This is a genomic window from Pseudomonas muyukensis (assembly GCF_019139535.1).
In the GTDB taxonomy this organism is placed as follows: Bacteria; Pseudomonadota; Gammaproteobacteria; order Pseudomonadales; family Pseudomonadaceae; genus Aquipseudomonas; species Aquipseudomonas muyukensis.
Genome location: NZ_CP077073.1, coordinates 1523059 through 1538899 on the forward strand (window position 1 = coordinate 1523059; position 15841 = coordinate 1538899).

General features: G+C 62.1%; 17 protein-coding genes and 4 tRNA genes. 13 read left to right on the forward strand and 8 right to left on the reverse strand.

The features are described 5' to 3' along the window. Window positions 1-29: 29 nt before the first annotated feature. The 6 genes from clpB (at window position 30) to KSS95_RS06890 (ending at window position 4111) form a co-directional block, all read left to right on the forward strand. Window positions 30-2594, forward strand: coding sequence for an ATP-dependent chaperone ClpB (clpB, locus tag KSS95_RS06865; protein ID WP_217852752.1), 2565 nt, complete (start codon window positions 30-32; stop codon window positions 2592-2594). A 381-nt stretch (window positions 2595-2975) separates the two neighbouring features. After that, window positions 2976-3051: transfer RNA gene (locus KSS95_RS06870), tRNA-Asn, on the forward strand. A 4-nt stretch (window positions 3052-3055) separates the two neighbouring features. Beyond that, a tRNA-Pro gene (locus KSS95_RS06875) sits at window positions 3056-3132 on the forward strand. A 6-nt stretch (window positions 3133-3138) separates the two neighbouring features. Next, window positions 3139-3214: transfer RNA gene (locus KSS95_RS06880), tRNA-Lys, on the forward strand. Window positions 3215-3317: 103 nt separating this feature from the next. Continuing rightward, window positions 3318-3854 carry a dihydrofolate reductase family protein gene (locus tag KSS95_RS06885; protein ID WP_217852754.1) on the forward strand — a complete coding sequence of 179 codons (537 nt, stop codon included), beginning with the start codon at window positions 3318-3320 and terminating at the stop codon, window positions 3852-3854. Between the two features lie 77 nt (window positions 3855-3931). Then, a complete protein-coding gene (locus KSS95_RS06890) occupies window positions 3932-4111 on the forward strand; it encodes a dihydrofolate reductase family protein (RefSeq protein WP_263974810.1) in 180 nt (59 codons plus the stop codon). Between the two features lie 124 nt (window positions 4112-4235). Here KSS95_RS06890 and KSS95_RS06895 read toward each other — a convergent pair whose 3' ends face one another. The 4 genes from KSS95_RS06895 to KSS95_RS06910 all read right to left on the reverse strand — a co-directional run bounded on the left by KSS95_RS06895 (window position 4236) and on the right by KSS95_RS06910 (window position 7038). Continuing rightward, window positions 4236-5531, reverse strand: coding sequence for an NAD(P)/FAD-dependent oxidoreductase (locus KSS95_RS06895; RefSeq protein WP_217852756.1), 1296 nt, complete (start codon window positions 5529-5531; stop codon window positions 4236-4238). Between the two features lie 84 nt (window positions 5532-5615). Next, complete coding sequence (locus KSS95_RS06900) at window positions 5616-5789, reverse strand: DUF3094 family protein (protein ID WP_023631877.1); 174 nt, start codon at window positions 5787-5789, stop codon at window positions 5616-5618. Window positions 5790-5921: 132 nt separating this feature from the next. Beyond that, window positions 5922-6551 (reverse strand): DUF1780 domain-containing protein, encoded by a 630-nt coding sequence (locus KSS95_RS06905; RefSeq protein WP_186662695.1) that lies wholly within the window; start codon window positions 6549-6551, stop codon window positions 5922-5924. A 55-nt stretch (window positions 6552-6606) separates the two neighbouring features. After that, entirely contained in the window at window positions 6607-7038 is a 432-nt protein-coding gene (locus tag KSS95_RS06910) for a hypothetical protein (RefSeq protein WP_217852758.1), read from the reverse strand. A gap of 86 nt (window positions 7039-7124) precedes the next feature. Between KSS95_RS06910 and KSS95_RS06915 the strand changes: the two genes are divergently transcribed. Next, window positions 7125-7832 carry an energy-coupling factor ABC transporter permease gene (locus KSS95_RS06915; RefSeq protein WP_217852759.1) on the forward strand — a complete coding sequence of 236 codons (708 nt, stop codon included), beginning with the start codon at window positions 7125-7127 and terminating at the stop codon, window positions 7830-7832. A gap of 96 nt (window positions 7833-7928) precedes the next feature. Here KSS95_RS06915 and yacG read toward each other — a convergent pair whose 3' ends face one another. Genes yacG through KSS95_RS06935 form a run of 4 tightly spaced genes read right to left on the reverse strand, consistent with a single transcriptional unit; the run spans window position 7929 to window position 10826 of the window. Next, window positions 7929-8129, reverse strand: a complete 201-nt coding sequence (yacG, locus tag KSS95_RS06920) for a DNA gyrase inhibitor YacG (protein WP_217852761.1) — start codon at window positions 8127-8129, stop codon at window positions 7929-7931. Beyond that, window positions 8126-8749 carry a dephospho-CoA kinase gene (gene coaE / locus KSS95_RS06925; protein ID WP_217852763.1) on the reverse strand — a complete coding sequence of 208 codons (624 nt, stop codon included), beginning with the start codon at window positions 8747-8749 and terminating at the stop codon, window positions 8126-8128. Before coaE ends, yacG begins: the two co-directional genes overlap by 4 nt. After that, complete coding sequence (locus KSS95_RS06930; protein WP_217852765.1) at window positions 8749-9615, reverse strand: prepilin peptidase; 867 nt, start codon at window positions 9613-9615, stop codon at window positions 8749-8751. Before KSS95_RS06930 ends, coaE begins: the two co-directional genes overlap by 1 nt. 2 nt (window positions 9616-9617) lie before the next feature. Then, the gene (locus KSS95_RS06935) at window positions 9618-10826 is read right to left on the reverse strand and encodes a type II secretion system F family protein (protein WP_217852767.1); all 1209 of its coding nucleotides are present in this window, start codon (window positions 10824-10826) and stop codon (window positions 9618-9620) included. Between the two features lie 227 nt (window positions 10827-11053). Here KSS95_RS06935 and KSS95_RS06940 point away from each other — a divergent pair, with 227 nt between their 5' ends. The 6 genes from KSS95_RS06940 to KSS95_RS06965 all read left to right on the forward strand — a co-directional run bounded on the left by KSS95_RS06940 (window position 11054) and on the right by KSS95_RS06965 (window position 15805). Beyond that, window positions 11054-11464, forward strand: coding sequence for a pilin (locus KSS95_RS06940; protein WP_217852769.1), 411 nt, complete (start codon window positions 11054-11056; stop codon window positions 11462-11464). Window positions 11465-11522: 58 nt separating this feature from the next. Further along, window positions 11523-11598: transfer RNA gene (locus tag KSS95_RS06945), tRNA-Thr, on the forward strand. 161 nt (window positions 11599-11759) lie between these two features. Then, window positions 11760-13082, forward strand: coding sequence for a tyrosine-type recombinase/integrase (locus KSS95_RS06950; RefSeq protein ID WP_217852771.1), 1323 nt, complete (start codon window positions 11760-11762; stop codon window positions 13080-13082). Between the two features lie 907 nt (window positions 13083-13989). Continuing rightward, a complete protein-coding gene (locus KSS95_RS06955; protein WP_217852772.1) occupies window positions 13990-14970 on the forward strand; it encodes an integrase domain-containing protein in 981 nt (326 codons plus the stop codon). Further along, complete coding sequence (locus tag KSS95_RS06960; RefSeq protein WP_217852774.1) at window positions 14967-15242, forward strand: hypothetical protein; 276 nt, start codon at window positions 14967-14969, stop codon at window positions 15240-15242. The genes KSS95_RS06955 and KSS95_RS06960 overlap by 4 nt, the downstream gene beginning before the upstream one ends. 170 nt (window positions 15243-15412) lie before the next feature. After that, window positions 15413-15805, forward strand: coding sequence for a hypothetical protein (locus KSS95_RS06965; RefSeq protein ID WP_217852775.1), 393 nt, complete (start codon window positions 15413-15415; stop codon window positions 15803-15805). Window positions 15806-15841: the final 36 nt, after the last annotated feature.

Consider the following 15841-nt stretch of genomic DNA (forward strand, 5'->3'; position numbering starts at 1 on the left):
CGCCTGCCCTTTACAGGAAGGTATCCCCCATGCGAATAGACCGACTGACCAGCAAGCTGCAACTCGCGTTATCCGATTCCCAATCCCTGGCCGTGGGCATGGACCACCCGGCCATCGAGCCCCTGCACCTGTTGCAGGCGCTGATCGACCAGCAGGGCGGCTCGATCAAGCCGCTGCTGATGCAGGTCGGCTTCGACGTCAACAGCCTGCGCAAGGCGTTGACCAAAGAGCTCGACCAACTGCCGAAAATCCAGAACCCCACGGGCGATGTGAACATGTCCCAGGACCTGGCGCGCCTGCTCAACCAGGCCGATCGCCTGGCCCAGCAGAAGGGCGACCAGTTCATCTCCAGCGAGCTGGTGCTGCTCGCCGCCATGGACGAGAACAGCAAGGTCGGCAAGCTGCTGCTCGGCCAGGGCGTGAGCAAGAAGGCCCTGGAGAACGCCATCAACAACCTGCGCGGCGGCGCGGCGGTGAACGACGCCAACGCCGAGGAATCGCGCCAGGCCCTGGACAAGTACACCGTCGACCTGACCAAGCGCGCCGAGGAAGGCAAGCTCGACCCGGTGATTGGCCGTGACGACGAGATCCGCCGCACCGTGCAGGTGCTGCAGCGCCGTACCAAGAACAACCCGGTGCTGATCGGCGAGCCTGGCGTGGGCAAGACCGCCATCGCCGAAGGCCTGGCCCAGCGCATCATCAACGGCGAAGTGCCCGATGGCCTCAAAGGCAAGCGCCTGCTGGCCCTGGACATGGGTGCGCTGATCGCCGGCGCCAAGTACCGCGGTGAGTTCGAAGAGCGCCTCAAAGGCCTGCTCAACGAGCTGAGCAAGCAGGAAGGCCAGATCATCCTGTTCATCGACGAACTGCACACCATGGTCGGCGCCGGCAAGGGCGAGGGCGCCATGGACGCTGGCAACATGCTCAAGCCGGCCCTGGCCCGTGGCGAGCTGCACTGTGTCGGCGCCACCACGCTCAACGAATACCGCCAGTTCATCGAGAAGGACGCAGCCCTGGAGCGCCGCTTCCAGAAGGTGCTGGTCGAGGAGCCGAGCGAGGAAGACACCATCGCCATCCTGCGCGGCCTGAAAGAACGCTATGAAGTGCACCACAAGGTGGCCATCACCGACGGTGCGATCATCGCCGCGGCCAAGCTCAGCCACCGCTACATCACTGACCGCCAGCTGCCGGACAAGGCCATCGACCTGATCGACGAAGCCGCCAGCCGCATCCGCATGGAGATCGATTCCAAGCCCGAGGTGCTCGACCGCCTCGACCGTCGCCTGATCCAGCTGAAGGTGGAATCCCAGGCGCTGAAGAAGGAAGAAGACGAAGCGGCGAAGAAGCGCCTGGAAAAACTCACCGAGGAAATCGAGCGCCTGGAGCGCGAGTATTCCGACCTCGAAGAAATCTGGGCCTCGGAAAAAGCCGAGGTACAAGGCTCGGCGCAGATCCAGCAGAAGATCGAGCAGGCCCGCCAGGAACTGGAAGCCGCCCGCCGCAAGGGTGACCTCAGCCGCATGGCCGAGCTGCAGTACGGGGTGATCCCGGACCTGGAGCGCAGCCTGCAGATGGTCGACCAGCATGGCAAGAGCGAGAACCAGTTGCTGCGCAACAAGGTGACCGAGGAAGAAATCGCCGAAGTGGTGTCCAAGTGGACCGGCATCCCGGTGGCCAAGATGCTCGAAGGCGAGCGCGAGAAGCTGCTGAAGATGGAAAGCCTGCTGCATGAGCGGGTGATTGGCCAGGACGAAGCGGTGACCGCCGTGGCCAACGCCGTGCGCCGTTCCCGCGCCGGGCTGTCCGACCCGAACCGCCCGAGCGGCTCGTTCCTGTTCCTCGGGCCCACCGGGGTGGGCAAGACCGAGCTGTGCAAGGCGCTGGCCGAGTTCCTGTTCGACACCGAAGAGGCCATGGTGCGCATCGACATGTCCGAGTTCATGGAGAAACACTCCGTGGCTCGCCTGATCGGCGCCCCGCCAGGCTATGTGGGCTATGAGGAGGGGGGCTACCTGACCGAGGCCGTGCGCCGCAAGCCGTACTCGGTGGTGCTGCTCGACGAGGTGGAGAAAGCCCACCCGGATGTGTTCAACGTGTTGCTGCAGGTGCTGGAAGACGGCCGCCTGACCGACAGCCATGGCCGCACCGTGGACTTTCGCAACACCGTGATCGTGATGACCTCCAACCTGGGCTCGGCGCAGATCCAGGAACTGGCCGGTGACCGCGAGGCACAGCGTGCGGCGGTGATGGACGCGGTGGGCGCGCACTTCCGGCCGGAGTTCATCAACCGCATCGACGAAGTGGTGGTGTTCGAGCCGCTGGGCCGCGAGCAGATCGCCGGCATCACCGAGATCCAGCTGGGTCGCCTGCGGGGTCGCCTGGCCGAGCGCGAGTTGAGCCTGAGCCTGAGCCCGGAGGCGTTGGACAAGCTGATCGCCGTCGGTTACGACCCGGTGTACGGCGCACGGCCACTCAAGCGCGCGATCCAGCGTTGGATCGAGAACCCGCTGGCGCAGTTGATACTGTCTGGCGAGTTCCTGCCTGGCGCGGCGATCACTGCGAAGGTGCAGGGCGAGGAAATCGTCTTCGCCTGATCACGGCGGTCGTTGAAGAGCCCCGCGAAAGCGGGGCTTTTTTATGTGGGTTGTCCCGACGCTATCACGGGGCAGGCAGCGCAAACCCCTGATTTTCCGGCTTCCAAGCTAACTTGCTGAAAATTTTGAAAAAAGTGCTTGCACAAAATTCGGAGTGCCCCTAATATTCGCCCCGCTGTCAGGCACTGAGCGAATCACCAGCAACATCGGAGATCGCAAAACAACTTACAAATCAGTAAGTTGAACGAAAAAAAGTGGTTGACAAGCAAAACGAAGAATGTAGAATAGCCGGCCTCAGCAGCGACAACGCGAAAGCGAAGCAGCTAAAGAGTTCGAAGCTAACACAGACTTCGAAGCAGTAAAGATGTACCGAAGTTCAGTTCCGCGATAGCTCAGTCGGTAGAGCAAATGACTGTTAATCATTGGGTCCCTGGTTCGAGTCCAGGTCGCGGAGCCAATCTCGGGGTGTAGCGCAGTCCGGTAGCGCGCCTGCTTTGGGAGCAGGATGTCAGGAGTTCGAATCCCCTCACCCCGACCATTTTCCGGGTCGTTAGCTCAGTTGGTAGAGCAGTTGGCTTTTAACCAATTGGTCGTAGGTTCGAATCCTACACGACCCACCATGTAAAAAGGGCATCTCGACTGAGATGCCCTTTTTCTTTTGCCCGCGATTTATCTCCCCGCCCTTTGCTACCCTGTGGCCTCTGCCCGCAGGAGCGCCCGTGCATGCCACTCAAAGCCCGTGTTTTCATCGCCACCAGCCTGGATGGCTACATCGCCCGTGAAGATGGCGGCCTCGATTGGTTGATGGGCGCCACCCAGTCTGCTGACGACCATGGCTACGCCGGGTTCATGGCGGGTGTCGATACGCTGGTAATGGGGCGCGGGACTTTCGACAAGGTCATGACCTTTGGCGAGTGGCCGTATCCGGATACGCGGGTGGTGGTGGTCAGCAGTACCCTCGAGGCGCTGCCCAGGGGTGTGCCAGAGCGCGTCGAGTTGCACCCGGGGCCGATCCCGGTGTTGCTCGAGCACCTGCAGGCCACGGGCGCGAAGAGCCTGTACCTGGATGGCGGCAAGCTGATTCAGGGGTTCTTGCGTGAGGGGTTGGTGGACGAGCTGACCATCACCCGCATTCCCGTGCTGCTGGGGCAGGGGATACCGTTGTTCGGTGATTTGGCGAAGGATGTGCCGTTGCAGCACATGAGGACGACCAGCTACGCGAGTGGGTTCGTGCAGAGCACGTATCGCGTGGTCCGTTGAATGGCTGGGGCCGCTTTGCGGCCCTATCGCGACACAAGGCCGCTCCTACAGGGGGACGCGATCGTCTGTAGGGGCTGATTCAGGGGTTCTTGCGCGAGGGGTTGGTGGACGAGCTGACCATCACCCGCATTCCCGTGCTGCTGGGGCAGGGGATACCGTTGTTCGGTGATTTGGCGAAGGATGTGCCGTTGCAGCACATGAGGACGACCAGCTACGAGAGTGGGTTCGTGCAGAGCACGTATCGCGTGGTCCGTTGAATGGCTGGGGCCGCTTTGCGGCCCTATCGCGACACAAGGCCGCTCCTACAGGCGATCGCATCCCCCTGTAGGAGCGGCCTTGTGTCGCGAAAGGGCTGCGCAGCAGCCCCAGGATCTCAAGATCTCAGTGCAGCTTCAGACGCGGCTCGGTCCCCCGGCCAATCTTGCTACCCAGCATCATCATCGCCGTGCGGAAGAACCCATACAGCGCCATCTGGTGCATGCGGTACAGCGACACATAGAACATCCGCGCCAACCAGCCCTCCAGCTTCACGCTGCCCATCAGGTTACCCATCAGGTTACCCACCGCCGAGAACCGCGACAGCGACACCAGCGAGCCGTAGTCCTTGTACTCGTAGCTCGGCAGCGCCTTGTTCTCCAGGCGCGCCTTCAGGCTCTTGGCCAGCAAGGACGCCTGCTGGTGCGCGGCCTGGGCCCGTGGCGGCACGTTGCGGTCGCTGCCCGGCTGCGGGCAGGCGGCGCAGTCGCCGAAGGCGAAGATGTTGTCGTCCAGGGTGGTCTGCAAGGTTGGGCGCACCACCAGCTGGTTGATGCGGTTGGTCTCCAGGCCATCGATGTCCTTGAGGAAGCCCGGCGCGCGAATGCCCGCCGCCCATACCTTGAGGCTGGCTTGAATCACTTCGCCCGAGGCGGTCTTCAGGCCATCGGCTGTCACTTCGCTGACCGCGGCGTTGGTCATCACCGTCACCCCGAGCTTTTCCAGGGTCTTGTGCACCGGCACGCTGATGCGCTCCGGCAGTGCCGGCAACACCCGCGGGCCCGCTTCGATGATAGTGATGTGCATGTCTTTGGGCTGGATCTTGTCCAGGCCATAGGCTGCCAGCTCGTGCGCCGCGTTGTGCAGCTCGGCCGCCAGCTCCACGCCGGTGGCGCCAGCGCCGACGATGGCCACGCTGATCTGCTCGCTGGCCACGTCGCCCGCGTGGGCACGCAGGTAGTGGTTGAGCAACTGCTGATGGAAGCGCTCGGCCTGCTTGCGGCTGTCGAGGAACAGGCAGTGCTGCGCCGCGCCCAGGGTGCCGAAGTCGTTGGTGTTGCTGCCCACGGCGATCACCAGGGTGTCGTAGCCGAGGGTGCGCGCAGGCAGCAGCTCGTGGCCCTCGTCGTCGAGGGTCGCGGCCAGCTGGATCTGTTTGCCTTCGCGGTCCAGGCCGCTCATGCGACCCATCTGGAAGTTGAAGTGGTTCCACTTGGCCTGGGCCACGTAGTTCAGTTCGTCTTCCGAGGAGTTCAGCGAGCCGGCTGCCACTTCGTGCAGCAGCGGCTTCCAGATGTGCGTCAGGTTGGCATCAACCAGGGTGATCTCGGCCTGTTTGCGCTTGCCCAGGCTTTTACCCAGGCGGGTCGCCAGTTCCAGGCCGCCGGCGCCGCCGCCGACAATCACGATGCGATGAGTCATGGGGATATCTCACAAGTTTTACGGAATTCGTGGGCACAAGGCCCGGCAGCATCCGGCACGAGGGGTGGGCGAGCGCAAGGCAGCTCATAGCACCAGTCCACTCAGCAGGCGGCTCAACAGGCCCAGACCGATGGTCACGGCCACCACCAGCAACAGGAGCAGCCATGGCCGGAAGGGCCGGCGCTCGACTTGATGCTGGGGGGCGCTCAGATACTCATCGACGCGACGCTGATCTTCAGGATTCAGGCGGCTGGTCATGGTGGGCCTCGTCAGATAGACGTTCGTGACTGCGTGTACGCCACAGCGGCCACGCAAACGCATGGATCGAATGATAATGCTTTCTATCCCTGGCGCCGAGTGTACGTGATCGCAAAGACACCCGGCACTGGATCAAAGACTGATGCCAACGTCGAACACGATGCTGCGCCCCAGGTTGCCGCGTAGAAAGTCCGGCGCATCCGGGTGGGCGAACAGCACCCGGGCAAAGGTCGGCCCCACCAGCGACAACGACCGCCAGCCCTGGCGCAGGTACTCGGTGGGCGGTGGGAAATGGCTGTTGAGGTCGAGCACCTCGCGCTTGAGGCTGGCGAAGGCGATGATGTCCAGCTCGCCCAGGTCGAGCCCGCGCTCGCGGTAGTTGTGCGACTTCTTGCGCAAGGTCGGCGCCAGGCGCCCGAGCAGCTCCTGGGCACTGATGCGCCGGGGCCGCTGCTCGCGGCGCACCAGCTGGGCCAGGGAAAACGCGCTGCGCCGGCGTTGCAGTTCCTCGCGCCACTCGTCGTTGAGCCGGCGGCCCTCGTCGAGCACGAAAAACACCTCGAACGCCGCGTCGCGGAACAGCACATCCGGCGGCTCCTGCCCGGCCGGGGTGAAGTCTTCGCTGCGGTAGGGGATGTTCAAGCCTTGCAGCAGGCGCTGGCACACCCAACGCTCACGCTCCCATTTGCGGGCATTGGACAGGAACGCATTGGCTTGCTCGGCCTGGATGGTAAGCAGGCGCAGGTAGTCTGAGTCATCCATGGGGACAAGCTTAGTCGCTAATTGATGACGGTAAGATGCTGTTTGTGCGTGGGAATCAGCCCAGCACCAGCCATTGCTGGACCACGCCCAGCAGATGCAGCAGCCCACCGCCCAGGCAGATCGCCGAACTGACCGCGATGAAACGCCGGCTGCGCCCGGTGCCGGCCAGCGCCAGCGGCCCCAGCAGGCCCCGGGCCAGGTACACCAGGGTAATCAGGCAGATCACCGGCAAGAGTAAAGGTAACGGTCGGATCAGCCCGGCCGCCGACAACGCATAGGCCGACCAGACGAGCAGTATCGCCGCGATCGCTGCGGTGACCAGGGCCGGGTAGGCGCGCCCTTGTTCCGCCGCCCTGGCCATGCGCTCGCCGGCACCGAACAAGCGGTACCAGCGCGGGCCAACGGCGATCACCGCCAGGTGCAGCACGCTGGCGATGGCGCTGAACGCCGCGCCGAGCAGCAGTGGCAGGTTAAGTCCTTCAGGCATAGCGGATGCATCCTGCATCGAAGTGAGGTGCCAGCCTATAGCAACCGGCCAAAAGGGAGAATGGGTGTAGACTCAGGCTTGTCCACATGGCCGACAGGGATAGTGTTCAGGTGATCAGCGCACAGGTCTTGTCCAGTACCAGCCTTACCCTTGGCTGGATAGGTTACGTGCCCCTGCTGGTCTGGGCCGCCAGCCGCACCCGCTGGGTGGAGCTGTTCACCGATACTCGTCGTCAGCACCTGCTGTTTGGCACGGTGTTCTGCCTGTTCATTCTCTGGCTGGTGCGGCGCGATTTCGATACTGGGGTGTCGTATCACTTCATCGGCATGACCGCCGTCACCTTGCTGCTGGACTGGCCGCTGGCGGTGCTCGGCGGCTTCCTGGCCCAGCTCGGCCTGTTGCTGCTGGGCCGCCAGGACCTTGCCGCCATCGGTGTCAACGGCCTGCTGATCGTTGGCTTGCCGGTGCTGGTCACCGAGGTGTGCGCGATCCTGGTCGAGCGCGCCCAGCCGCGTAACCTGTTTGTGTATATCTTCTGTTGCGGGTTCTTTCCTGCCGCGTTGACTGTGCTGGTGTGCCTGGCGGCCGGGCTGGGGGTGTTGTGGATGGACGAGCGGTTTGCCATGCCGGAGTGGCTCAGCGACTTCGTTGGTTATCTATGGCTGATGATGTTCCCCGAGGCGTTCATCAACGGCACGGTGATCAGTGCCCTGGTGGTGTTCTGTCCCGAGTGGCTGGAAACGTTCAACCGCTCCCGTTATCTGCAGGCACCCTGGAAGGACGAGGAACGCTGATGTTCGCCGGCAAGCCGGCTCCTACAGGGCATGCGCCGAACCTGTAGGAGCCGGCTTGCCGGCGAAGAGGCCATCACAGCCAACCCAAAAACCAGGTCAATGCCGCGGCTCCAGGTCCCCCGAATACAACTCATCCTCGGACTCTTCCGCCCCCGCGATCTTGTGCTCCTCGGCCGCCCAGGCCCCCAGGTCGATCAGCTTGCAGCGGTCCGAGCAGAACGGCCGGAACGGGCTCTTGTCCCCCCATTCCACAGGCGCGCCACAGGTCGGGCAATCAACGGTCATCGGCTGGCTCATGGCTGGCCTCCTCGCAAAGTCAGGTAAAAGTGGTGCAGGCGGTCGATCTCGTCGTGCAGTGCTTGCAGGTCACGATCGTTGACCACCACGTCATCGGCATGGCGCAGGCGCTCTTCCCGGGCCAGCTGGGCCTTGAGAATCGCCTGCACCTGTTCCGGGCTGGTGTTGTCGCGCGCCAGGGTGCGTTGCACCTGCAGCTCGGCAGGGGCATCGATCACCAGGATGCGCTGGGTCTTCTGGTACTGCCCCGACTCGATCAGCAGCGGCGACACATACACCGCGTAGGGCGTCTCGGCCTTGGCCAGGTAGCTGAAGATCTCCTGGCCGATCAGCGGGTGCAGCAGTTGCTCCAGCCATTGCCGTTGCGCAGGGTCGGCGAAGATCAGCTGGCGCAGGGCGCCACGGTCGAGCTGGCCGTCGTCGAGCAGTACGCCCGGGCCAAAGCGCTCGACGATACTGGCCAGGGCCGGGCGACCCGGCTCGACGACCCAGCGGGCAGCCTGGTCGGCATCGACCAGGTGCACGCCCAGCTCGACGAAACGCTCGGCGGCGGCGCTCTTGCCGCTGCCGATGCCGCCGGTCAGGCCAAGAATCCAGGGGGTGAAGGGCGCTGTGCTCATCAGGTTCCAAGCAGTTGCAGGTATGAGGCGACTATTTCATCACCCCAGAGCAATGCGATCCACCCCGCAATGGCCAGATAAGGCCCGAAAGGCAATGCAGCGCCCATTTGCGTGCGCTTAAGCCGCACCAGCGTCAGCCCAACCAGCGCCCCCACCAAGGAGGCCAGCATCAAGGTCAGCGGCAAAACCTGCCAACCACCCCAGGCACCCAGCATGGCCAGCAGCTTGAAGTCGCCAAAGCCCATGCCCTCCTTGCCGGTCACCAGCTTGAACACCCAGTACACCGTCCACAGGCTCAGGTAGCCCGCCACCGCGCCCCATACCGCATCGGCCAGCGGCACCAGCAACCCGAAGGCGTTGACCACCAGCCCCAGCCACAACAGCGGCAGCACCAGCACATCCGGCAGCAACTGGTGCTCGGCATCGATCAGGCTCAAGCCGATCAGCCCCCAGGTCAGCAGCATCACCGCCAGCGCCGCCACGCCCGGCCCGAAATGCCAGGCCACCAGCAGCGACAGCAAGGCGCTGGCCAGCTCCACCAGTGGATAACGCGCACTGATCCGCGCCTTGCACCCCGCGCAACGCCCGCGTAAGGCCAGGTAACTCAACACCGGTATGTTTTCCCACGCCCGGATCGGGCGCTGGCAGTGGGGGCAGCGCGACGCCGGCAAACACAGGTCGAAACGCTCGTGCTCGGCCTGGGGCAGCCCCAGCACCTCCTGCGCCTCCCGCTGCCACTGGCGTTCGAGCATCACCGGCAGTCGGTACGCCAGCACATTGAGAAAACTGCCCACCAGCAACCCCAGCACCGCGGCCAGGGCATAAAAGAACGGCGGATGATCGACGATTACGGCCCAGGCATTCATGTTCAGATCAGGCTACCCAACTGGAAGATCGGCAAGTACATCGCCACGACAAGGCCCCCCACCAGCAGCCCGAGGATCAGCACGATGGCCGGCTCCAGCAGCGTGGTCAACTGCTCCAGCGCCTGGCCCACCTGTTCTTCGTAATGTAGCGCGGCCTTGTCCAGCATGGCGTCGAGGGTACCGCTGGCCTCGCCGACCGCCACCAGCTGGCGCAGCAGCGGCGGGAACAGCCCGTCCGCCTCCATCGCCTGTTGCAGGCTCGCCCCATTGGCCACGCCCTGGCGCAACGCCAGGATCGCCCGCTCATGCAGGCAGTTGCCACTGACCGGCGCCACCGTGGCTAGCGCATCCAGCAACGCCACCCCTGCGCTATAGGAAGTCGCCAGGCTGCGCGCAAACCGCGCCAGCGCCGCCTGCCCGAGCAAGGTGCCAACCACCGGCACCCGCAGCCCCCAGCGCACTATCCACAGGCGCGCCGGCAGATGCCGCCGATACACCTCCCGCCCACCAAACCCCAACACAGTTATCAACAGCAGCAGCCACCCCACGTGATTACCCAGCCCTGTGGATAAATCGATCACCCACTGGGTAAATGCCGGCAACGCCTTGTCGAAACTGGCAAACAACCCCTGAAACCGCGGCACCACCTCCAGCAGCAACAACGCCGCCACCCCAAGCCCGGTCAGCAGCAACAGCGCCGGATACATCATCGCCTTGCGCACTTTCTGCCGCAGTGCCTGGCGCTTCTCCAGCATCCCCGCCATCTGCTCCAGCTGCCGGTCCAGCGTGCCCGACTGCTCGCCCACCCGCACCAGGTTGCAGTACAGCGCATCGAACCACGCCGGATGGCGCTGCAACGCCTCCGCCAGCCCAAGCCCCGCCGCCACATCCTGTTTCAACCGCGCCAGCAACGCCGACATGCCGCTGTCCACCGTGCTGCGCGCCATCACCTCGAACGCCTGCAACAACGGCACCCCCGCCGTCAGCAAGGTCGCCAGTTGCCGGCTGAACCCCGGCGCATCCGCCTTGCCCGCCCGCTGCGGCCAACGCCACTGCAACCCACCCGCCAGCCGCACCCGCGTGGCCCGGATGCCCTGGCGTTGCAGCCAAGCCTGCACAAAGGCTGGGCTGCGCCCCGGTTGCTGGCCGTGTTGACGAGCGCCGGAGGCATCGATGCCCTCCCAGGCGTAGAGGCGGGTAGACGGTGGCATGCGAAGGTCCTTTGCAGTGCGGCGACAAGCCCCGTAACAGCTTGCCAGGCCCGAGGCCGGGCGCGTTTCCATGACGCTCACTAGAGTAGTTCAGCGAAGATGACGCCCTGCCGTGCAGGGGTGACAAAAGGTGTCGGTTCAGGCCTACTGCGCGCCTGCCGGCCGGGGCGCAACCCAAGATGAAATGCGCCGACCGCGCCTCCATGTATTACGAAGGAAGACCGTTCATGAAAGGGCAACGAGGTATCACCCTGATCGAACTGATGATCGTCGTCGCGATCATCGGCATCCTGGCGACCATCGCCATCCCCCTGTACACCAACCACCAGGCCCGCGCCAAAGCCGCGGCGGCGCTGCTGGAAATCTCCGCGCTGAAAACGCCGATGGACATCCGCCTGAACGAAGGCAAGGACGTACCCGACGTCGCCAGCCTCGGCGGCCAGCCCGCCACCGCCCATTGCGCGATCACCGCCAGCGGCACGGCGGCCGACGGCACCGCCAGCATCGCCTGCACCCTGGCCGATGCACCAGCCAATGTGCTGGGCAAGACCGTGACCCTGGCCCGCACCCAGGCCGGGTGGAGCTGCGTGACCACGGTGGAGGAAGACCTCGCGCCGAATGGCTGCAAGGCGCCGTGAAAGTGAGGTGAAACAGGGGTTTGCGTAACGGACACGGCAATGGTACGTTGCGCAACACGCCGGTGTAGCTCAGTCGGTAGAGCAGCGCACTCGTAACGCGAAGGTCGCAGGTTCGATTCCTGTCTCCGGCACCAGTTCAGGTTCCAGCGAAGGCTACCAAAATCTCTGGAACCCCCGTAAAACCCGCCTTCTGGCGGGTTTTTTCGTTATGGCGTTCCGTCGGAATCCGACAGCTGCCAGCCGATTTAGGGGTAACGTTTGGGATAAAGTCGATTCGATAAAGGGGTTTACCCTTATGGCTCGTACTACTGCTCCCCTGACCGACACCGCCTGCCGCTCGGCCAAGCCTACTGACCGCCCCTACAAGCTTTTTGACGGTGACGGTCTTTACCTCCTCGTTTACACCAATGGCCGCAAAGGCTGGCGCTTCCGATATGTGAAACCGGATGGGCGAGAGGGGCTGACTTCGTTTGGCAACTATCCCGTCATTGGGCTCGCAGATGCTCGGCAGAAGCGTCTGGAGACTAAGAGGATGCTGGCTGAAGGCATAGATCCGATTGCGTCCAAGCAGCAGGCCAAGGCCGAGGCGGTTGTCAGAGGCCACACATTCGAACGCGTTGCCTTGGACTGGCATAAGGAAATGTCCGTGAAGTGGGCGCCAGGCCATTCGAGGACCGTGCTCAGTCGTTTGAAGACTCACGTATTCTCGCTGCTCGGCGCACGTGCCATCGTTGATCTGGATACCTGCGACCTCATGCAGCCGCTGGAAGAGATCAAGAAACGCGGCACGATCGATGTGGCCTTGAGGGTGCAAAACTACCTACAGAGCATCATGCGTGAGGCTAAGCGGCAACGGCTGATCACGGTGAACCCTGCATATGACCTTGAGGGTTTCATCAGCGCGCCACGGGTTACGCACCGGCCTGCACTCCCGCTGTCACGTCTGCCTGAGTTGATGGACCGCATCGAGAACTACAAAGGGCGCACGCTCACTCGGCTGACAGTCATGCTGTCGCTGCATGTGTTCGTACGCTCCAGCGAATTGCGCTTCGCACGTTGGAGTGAGTTCGACCTGAAGCGCGGCATATGGGAGATACCAGACACGCGGCCCGCGTTGGACGGCGTACCGTATTCGACCAGAGGAACGAAGATGGCGGGTGACATCCATCTGGTCCCTCTGTCACCGCAAGCGGTGGCGTTGCTCGAACAGATTCATGCGATCACGGGGTACTTCGACCTGGTGTTTACCAGTGACGCTCGCTCGTGGAAGCCTATGTCCGAGAACACGGTCAACAGCGCTTTGCGGAACATGGGCTACGACACCAAGACCGAAATCTGCGGGCATGGCTTTCGCTCCATGGCGTGCAGTGCCTTGGTCGAATCCGGGCTGTGGTCAGAGACCGCTATCGAGCGGCAGATGAGCCACAGAGAGCGCAACAACGTTCGGGCGGCGTATATCCACAAGGCGGAGTTTCTGGAGGAACGGCGATTGATCATGAGTTGGTGGAGCCGTTACCTCGAAGCGAACCGGCAGGAGCATATCTCGCCGCATGAGTTCGCGAATCAGACCGGGGCAAACGTTTCTAGCCTAAGAGCAAGGCGTGGCGCAGTCGAGTGAGCGCAGGGCTTTGATATTTCGGTGCTCCGCTTTTCCATGCGGGTCCATCCAAACAGGGCTGCAAAGCCGCCCTGTTTGGATGGACCTCACCTAAAAAGATCAAAAGCATCACATCGGCCACTGGGTGCCACGGTGTTCCGCATACGCCCAATCCCATTTTTAATCGCAAAATCCAGCGGGCAAGTCGCTTGACCCTCTCGGATTGCGGGCGTAGAAAAGACAGTGCAAAGGCTGTCGTTGACAGCACTCCCAGGTGACCCGAGCCTTCAAGGTCACGCCGCTCCTGCGGTGGTTCTCCCCCCAAATGGCGATTCGCGTCCGGCAGTTCGCCCGGTCACCTCCCCGGTGATGGATGCCAACTTCAGATCATGGCCTTCGTGCGCCAGACAACACTTCCTACTTCGCTGCACTGCAGCAACCTTTCCGCTTGGCCGAATCTTGCGCCAACCTACGCCCGTCTCTTTCTCCTGGAAAGAGACGGGCGCTTCCAACACTGCTGCAGCCCTCATCGCACTTGGCTTTGCGGCTACTCCATTCGTGACAATCGGCGTGACAAACGCCGATGTCATCAGCAACAGCGCTGTAGATGATGGTGCCGCAGACCACGGAATGGACTGCACCTGACTGACAGTCAGGCATGCCCCGGTCATCGCATTGCTGCGTTCACCCGGCTCAGGATCTCGCGGCACTGGTCTCGTCAGCCAGTGCAGCCTCCACCCGCCCATCGGTAACGGTGCTCAGGAGGCCAGATCATGAGATGCCCCTGCTCCCGGTCGTGAGGAGCCGCCAGTCCTGCGTTAGAGGACATCCCCACAGGTCGCAGGGGCCTTGATCCCTGATAACACTCAGCACTCTTGGCGGGATGACGTGGGGCGAGGATCGGAGAACGGTAGATGAGGTGACTGACATGGCATTGGTGGGTAGACGCGATGGTCGTAACTTCGGCTACGGCCGGCAATTGAGCTACGCAGGACCGCAGGCGCTGAAAGACATGTTCGCCGGCGGTCACTACGGCACGGTCAAAGCGCACTGTGATCGGTGGCAGGCATTCGTCAAATGGTGCCGCTCCGAACAGGAGCCCGGCATCAATGATGCGCGGCAAATTGATCGAAAGGTATTGGCGGACTATGCGGCGTACCTGCGCGACGTGGTTAGGCGCGGTAACCTCGCCATCAGCACCGCGCAAAATCGGCTCTCCAGCGTTAACAGAACCATGGCGGCGCTTCGCGGTGATCAGTACGTGAAATTGCCCAGCCCGAGCAAGGCGTTGGGTATGCAGCGCACCGGGGTTCGCCACTCGGTGCCGCAGGGCCAAGACCGCGAACAGGTTAAGCAGATTGTCAATGCGCTTTGCAGCCAACATCAGCTGCGGGCCGCCGCGATTGTTCTGTTGGCGCGAGCCACCGGCATGCGCTTGCGTGAGGCCATCTTGGCTGACCTACCACGGCTATGCCGTGAAGCTAACGACCTAGATAGGATTAACATTCAGGATGGCACCAAGGGCGGCCGTGCCGGCGCCTCGGCGCCACGTTGGATAGAAGTGGACGACCATATTCGTGGCGCACTTGGATTCGCATGGCAGGCGTCACCTGCAGGTAGCCGCAACCTGATTGCGCCACACGAAAGCTACCTGAATCTTCTGCAAGAAAGCATCCGCCCGGCGCGGGACATCCTGCATGCACACAACCTCAAGGGCCTCCATGAGCTGCGAGCGGCGTACGCATGTGAGCGCTATGAGCAAATTACCCAACATCGCGCGCCTATCAATGGCGGCCTATGTTGCCAGGTAGATAGGAACCTTGATCGTGAGGCTCGTAGGCAAATCAGCTATGAACTGGGGCACGGTCGGATCGACGTGGTCGCTGCCTACATTGGAGGACGCGCATGAGTAAGCCATTCGACATGGAGCTGTTCTTGGCTGCGGTGCTGACGGGGTCACATGTGACGCGACAACGTCATCTGAGCCAGGCAAAGCGCATCCAAGCTGAAATCGCATTGCGTTGGCATCGAGAGATACCTTGGAGCTGGCAGAGAAAGCATATCGCTTGGTTTCTACACCATCACATATGCCATTGCAGTGAGGCGACGCGGTACTACTATTTGCTGACTGCGCGGCTGCTTGTTCGTCGTTTAGGAAAAACTTGGGTGTTTAGGTTCTGATCGAAGATTTGAATTGCTTGGCACGGCTGTCACCAGCACGCTCCAATTAATCCTTGATAAGGGGCTTGCTATTTTCAAAGGAAGCATTTCATGATGTGCAGAGCTAGTGGTGTTTAAAGCTGCGCTGCTCAGCGCTAACAGATTGATGGTTGTTGTTAACAGGAGAAAATATGAAAAGTAGAAGCCTTGCTTTTTATAGGTTGCTGCACGAAATAGAATATGAAATAGGTAGCGAGTGCTACAATGGAAATATTCAGAACTTCGGACCGGGAGGGACTTGGGAAGGGGAGGGTAGGGATTTTCGTTACCCTATTCGTTTTACAAATTCTGATGGTGTGCGTGAAAAGTATAGAGGTGAACTGCCGTATACTAAAAGTACTAGCGGAGAAATGGCGAATTGTATCCTTGGTGAGGAGCGATTTAACTCGGCTCATTATGCCTTTGGGGCAAATGAGCTTTACATTCTGCGAGGTATAAAACATGCCCTTGAAAAGCTAGAAACTCGGTTTGGTATTGATTTTGAAGAGTTGTTGGAACGGGAAAAATCTAGTGGTGTAGAGTGATTGGTTTGTATTAAATGTGATTGGTCTAGTTGCAGC

Bases quoted from the DNA above. Each gene is read 5' to 3' on its own strand.
- KSS95_RS06935 (WP_217852767.1), bottom strand. From the start codon at position 10,826: ATGCCACCGTCTACCCGCCTCTACGCCTGGGAGGGCATCGATGCCTCC.
- KSS95_RS06910 (WP_217852758.1), bottom strand. From the start codon at position 7,038: ATGCCTGAAGGACTTAACCTGCCACTGCTGCTCGGCGCGGCGTTCAGC.
- KSS95_RS06885 (WP_217852754.1), top strand. From the start codon at position 3,318: ATGCCACTCAAAGCCCGTGTTTTCATCGCCACCAGCCTGGATGGCTAC.
- KSS95_RS06960 (WP_217852774.1), top strand. From the start codon at position 14,967: ATGAGTAAGCCATTCGACATGGAGCTGTTCTTGGCTGCGGTGCTGACG.
- clpB (WP_217852752.1), top strand. From the start codon at position 30: ATGCGAATAGACCGACTGACCAGCAAGCTGCAACTCGCGTTATCCGAT.
- KSS95_RS06940 (WP_217852769.1), top strand. From the start codon at position 11,054: ATGAAAGGGCAACGAGGTATCACCCTGATCGAACTGATGATCGTCGTC.
- coaE (WP_217852763.1), bottom strand. From the start codon at position 8,749: ATGAGCACAGCGCCCTTCACCCCCTGGATTCTTGGCCTGACCGGCGGC.
- KSS95_RS06905 (WP_186662695.1), bottom strand. From the start codon at position 6,551: ATGGATGACTCAGACTACCTGCGCCTGCTTACCATCCAGGCCGAGCAA.
- KSS95_RS06955 (WP_217852772.1), top strand. From the start codon at position 13,990: ATGGCATTGGTGGGTAGACGCGATGGTCGTAACTTCGGCTACGGCCGG.
- KSS95_RS06895 (WP_217852756.1), bottom strand. From the start codon at position 5,531: ATGACTCATCGCATCGTGATTGTCGGCGGCGGCGCCGGCGGCCTGGAA.
- KSS95_RS06930 (WP_217852765.1), bottom strand. From the start codon at position 9,615: ATGAATGCCTGGGCCGTAATCGTCGATCATCCGCCGTTCTTTTATGCC.
- KSS95_RS06950 (WP_217852771.1), top strand. From the start codon at position 11,760: ATGGCTCGTACTACTGCTCCCCTGACCGACACCGCCTGCCGCTCGGCC.
- KSS95_RS06900 (WP_023631877.1), bottom strand. From the start codon at position 5,789: ATGACCAGCCGCCTGAATCCTGAAGATCAGCGTCGCGTCGATGAGTAT.
- KSS95_RS06965 (WP_217852775.1), top strand. From the start codon at position 15,413: ATGAAAAGTAGAAGCCTTGCTTTTTATAGGTTGCTGCACGAAATAGAA.
- yacG (WP_217852761.1), bottom strand. From the start codon at position 8,129: ATGAGCCAGCCGATGACCGTTGATTGCCCGACCTGTGGCGCGCCTGTG.
- KSS95_RS06915 (WP_217852759.1), top strand. From the start codon at position 7,125: ATGGCCGACAGGGATAGTGTTCAGGTGATCAGCGCACAGGTCTTGTCC.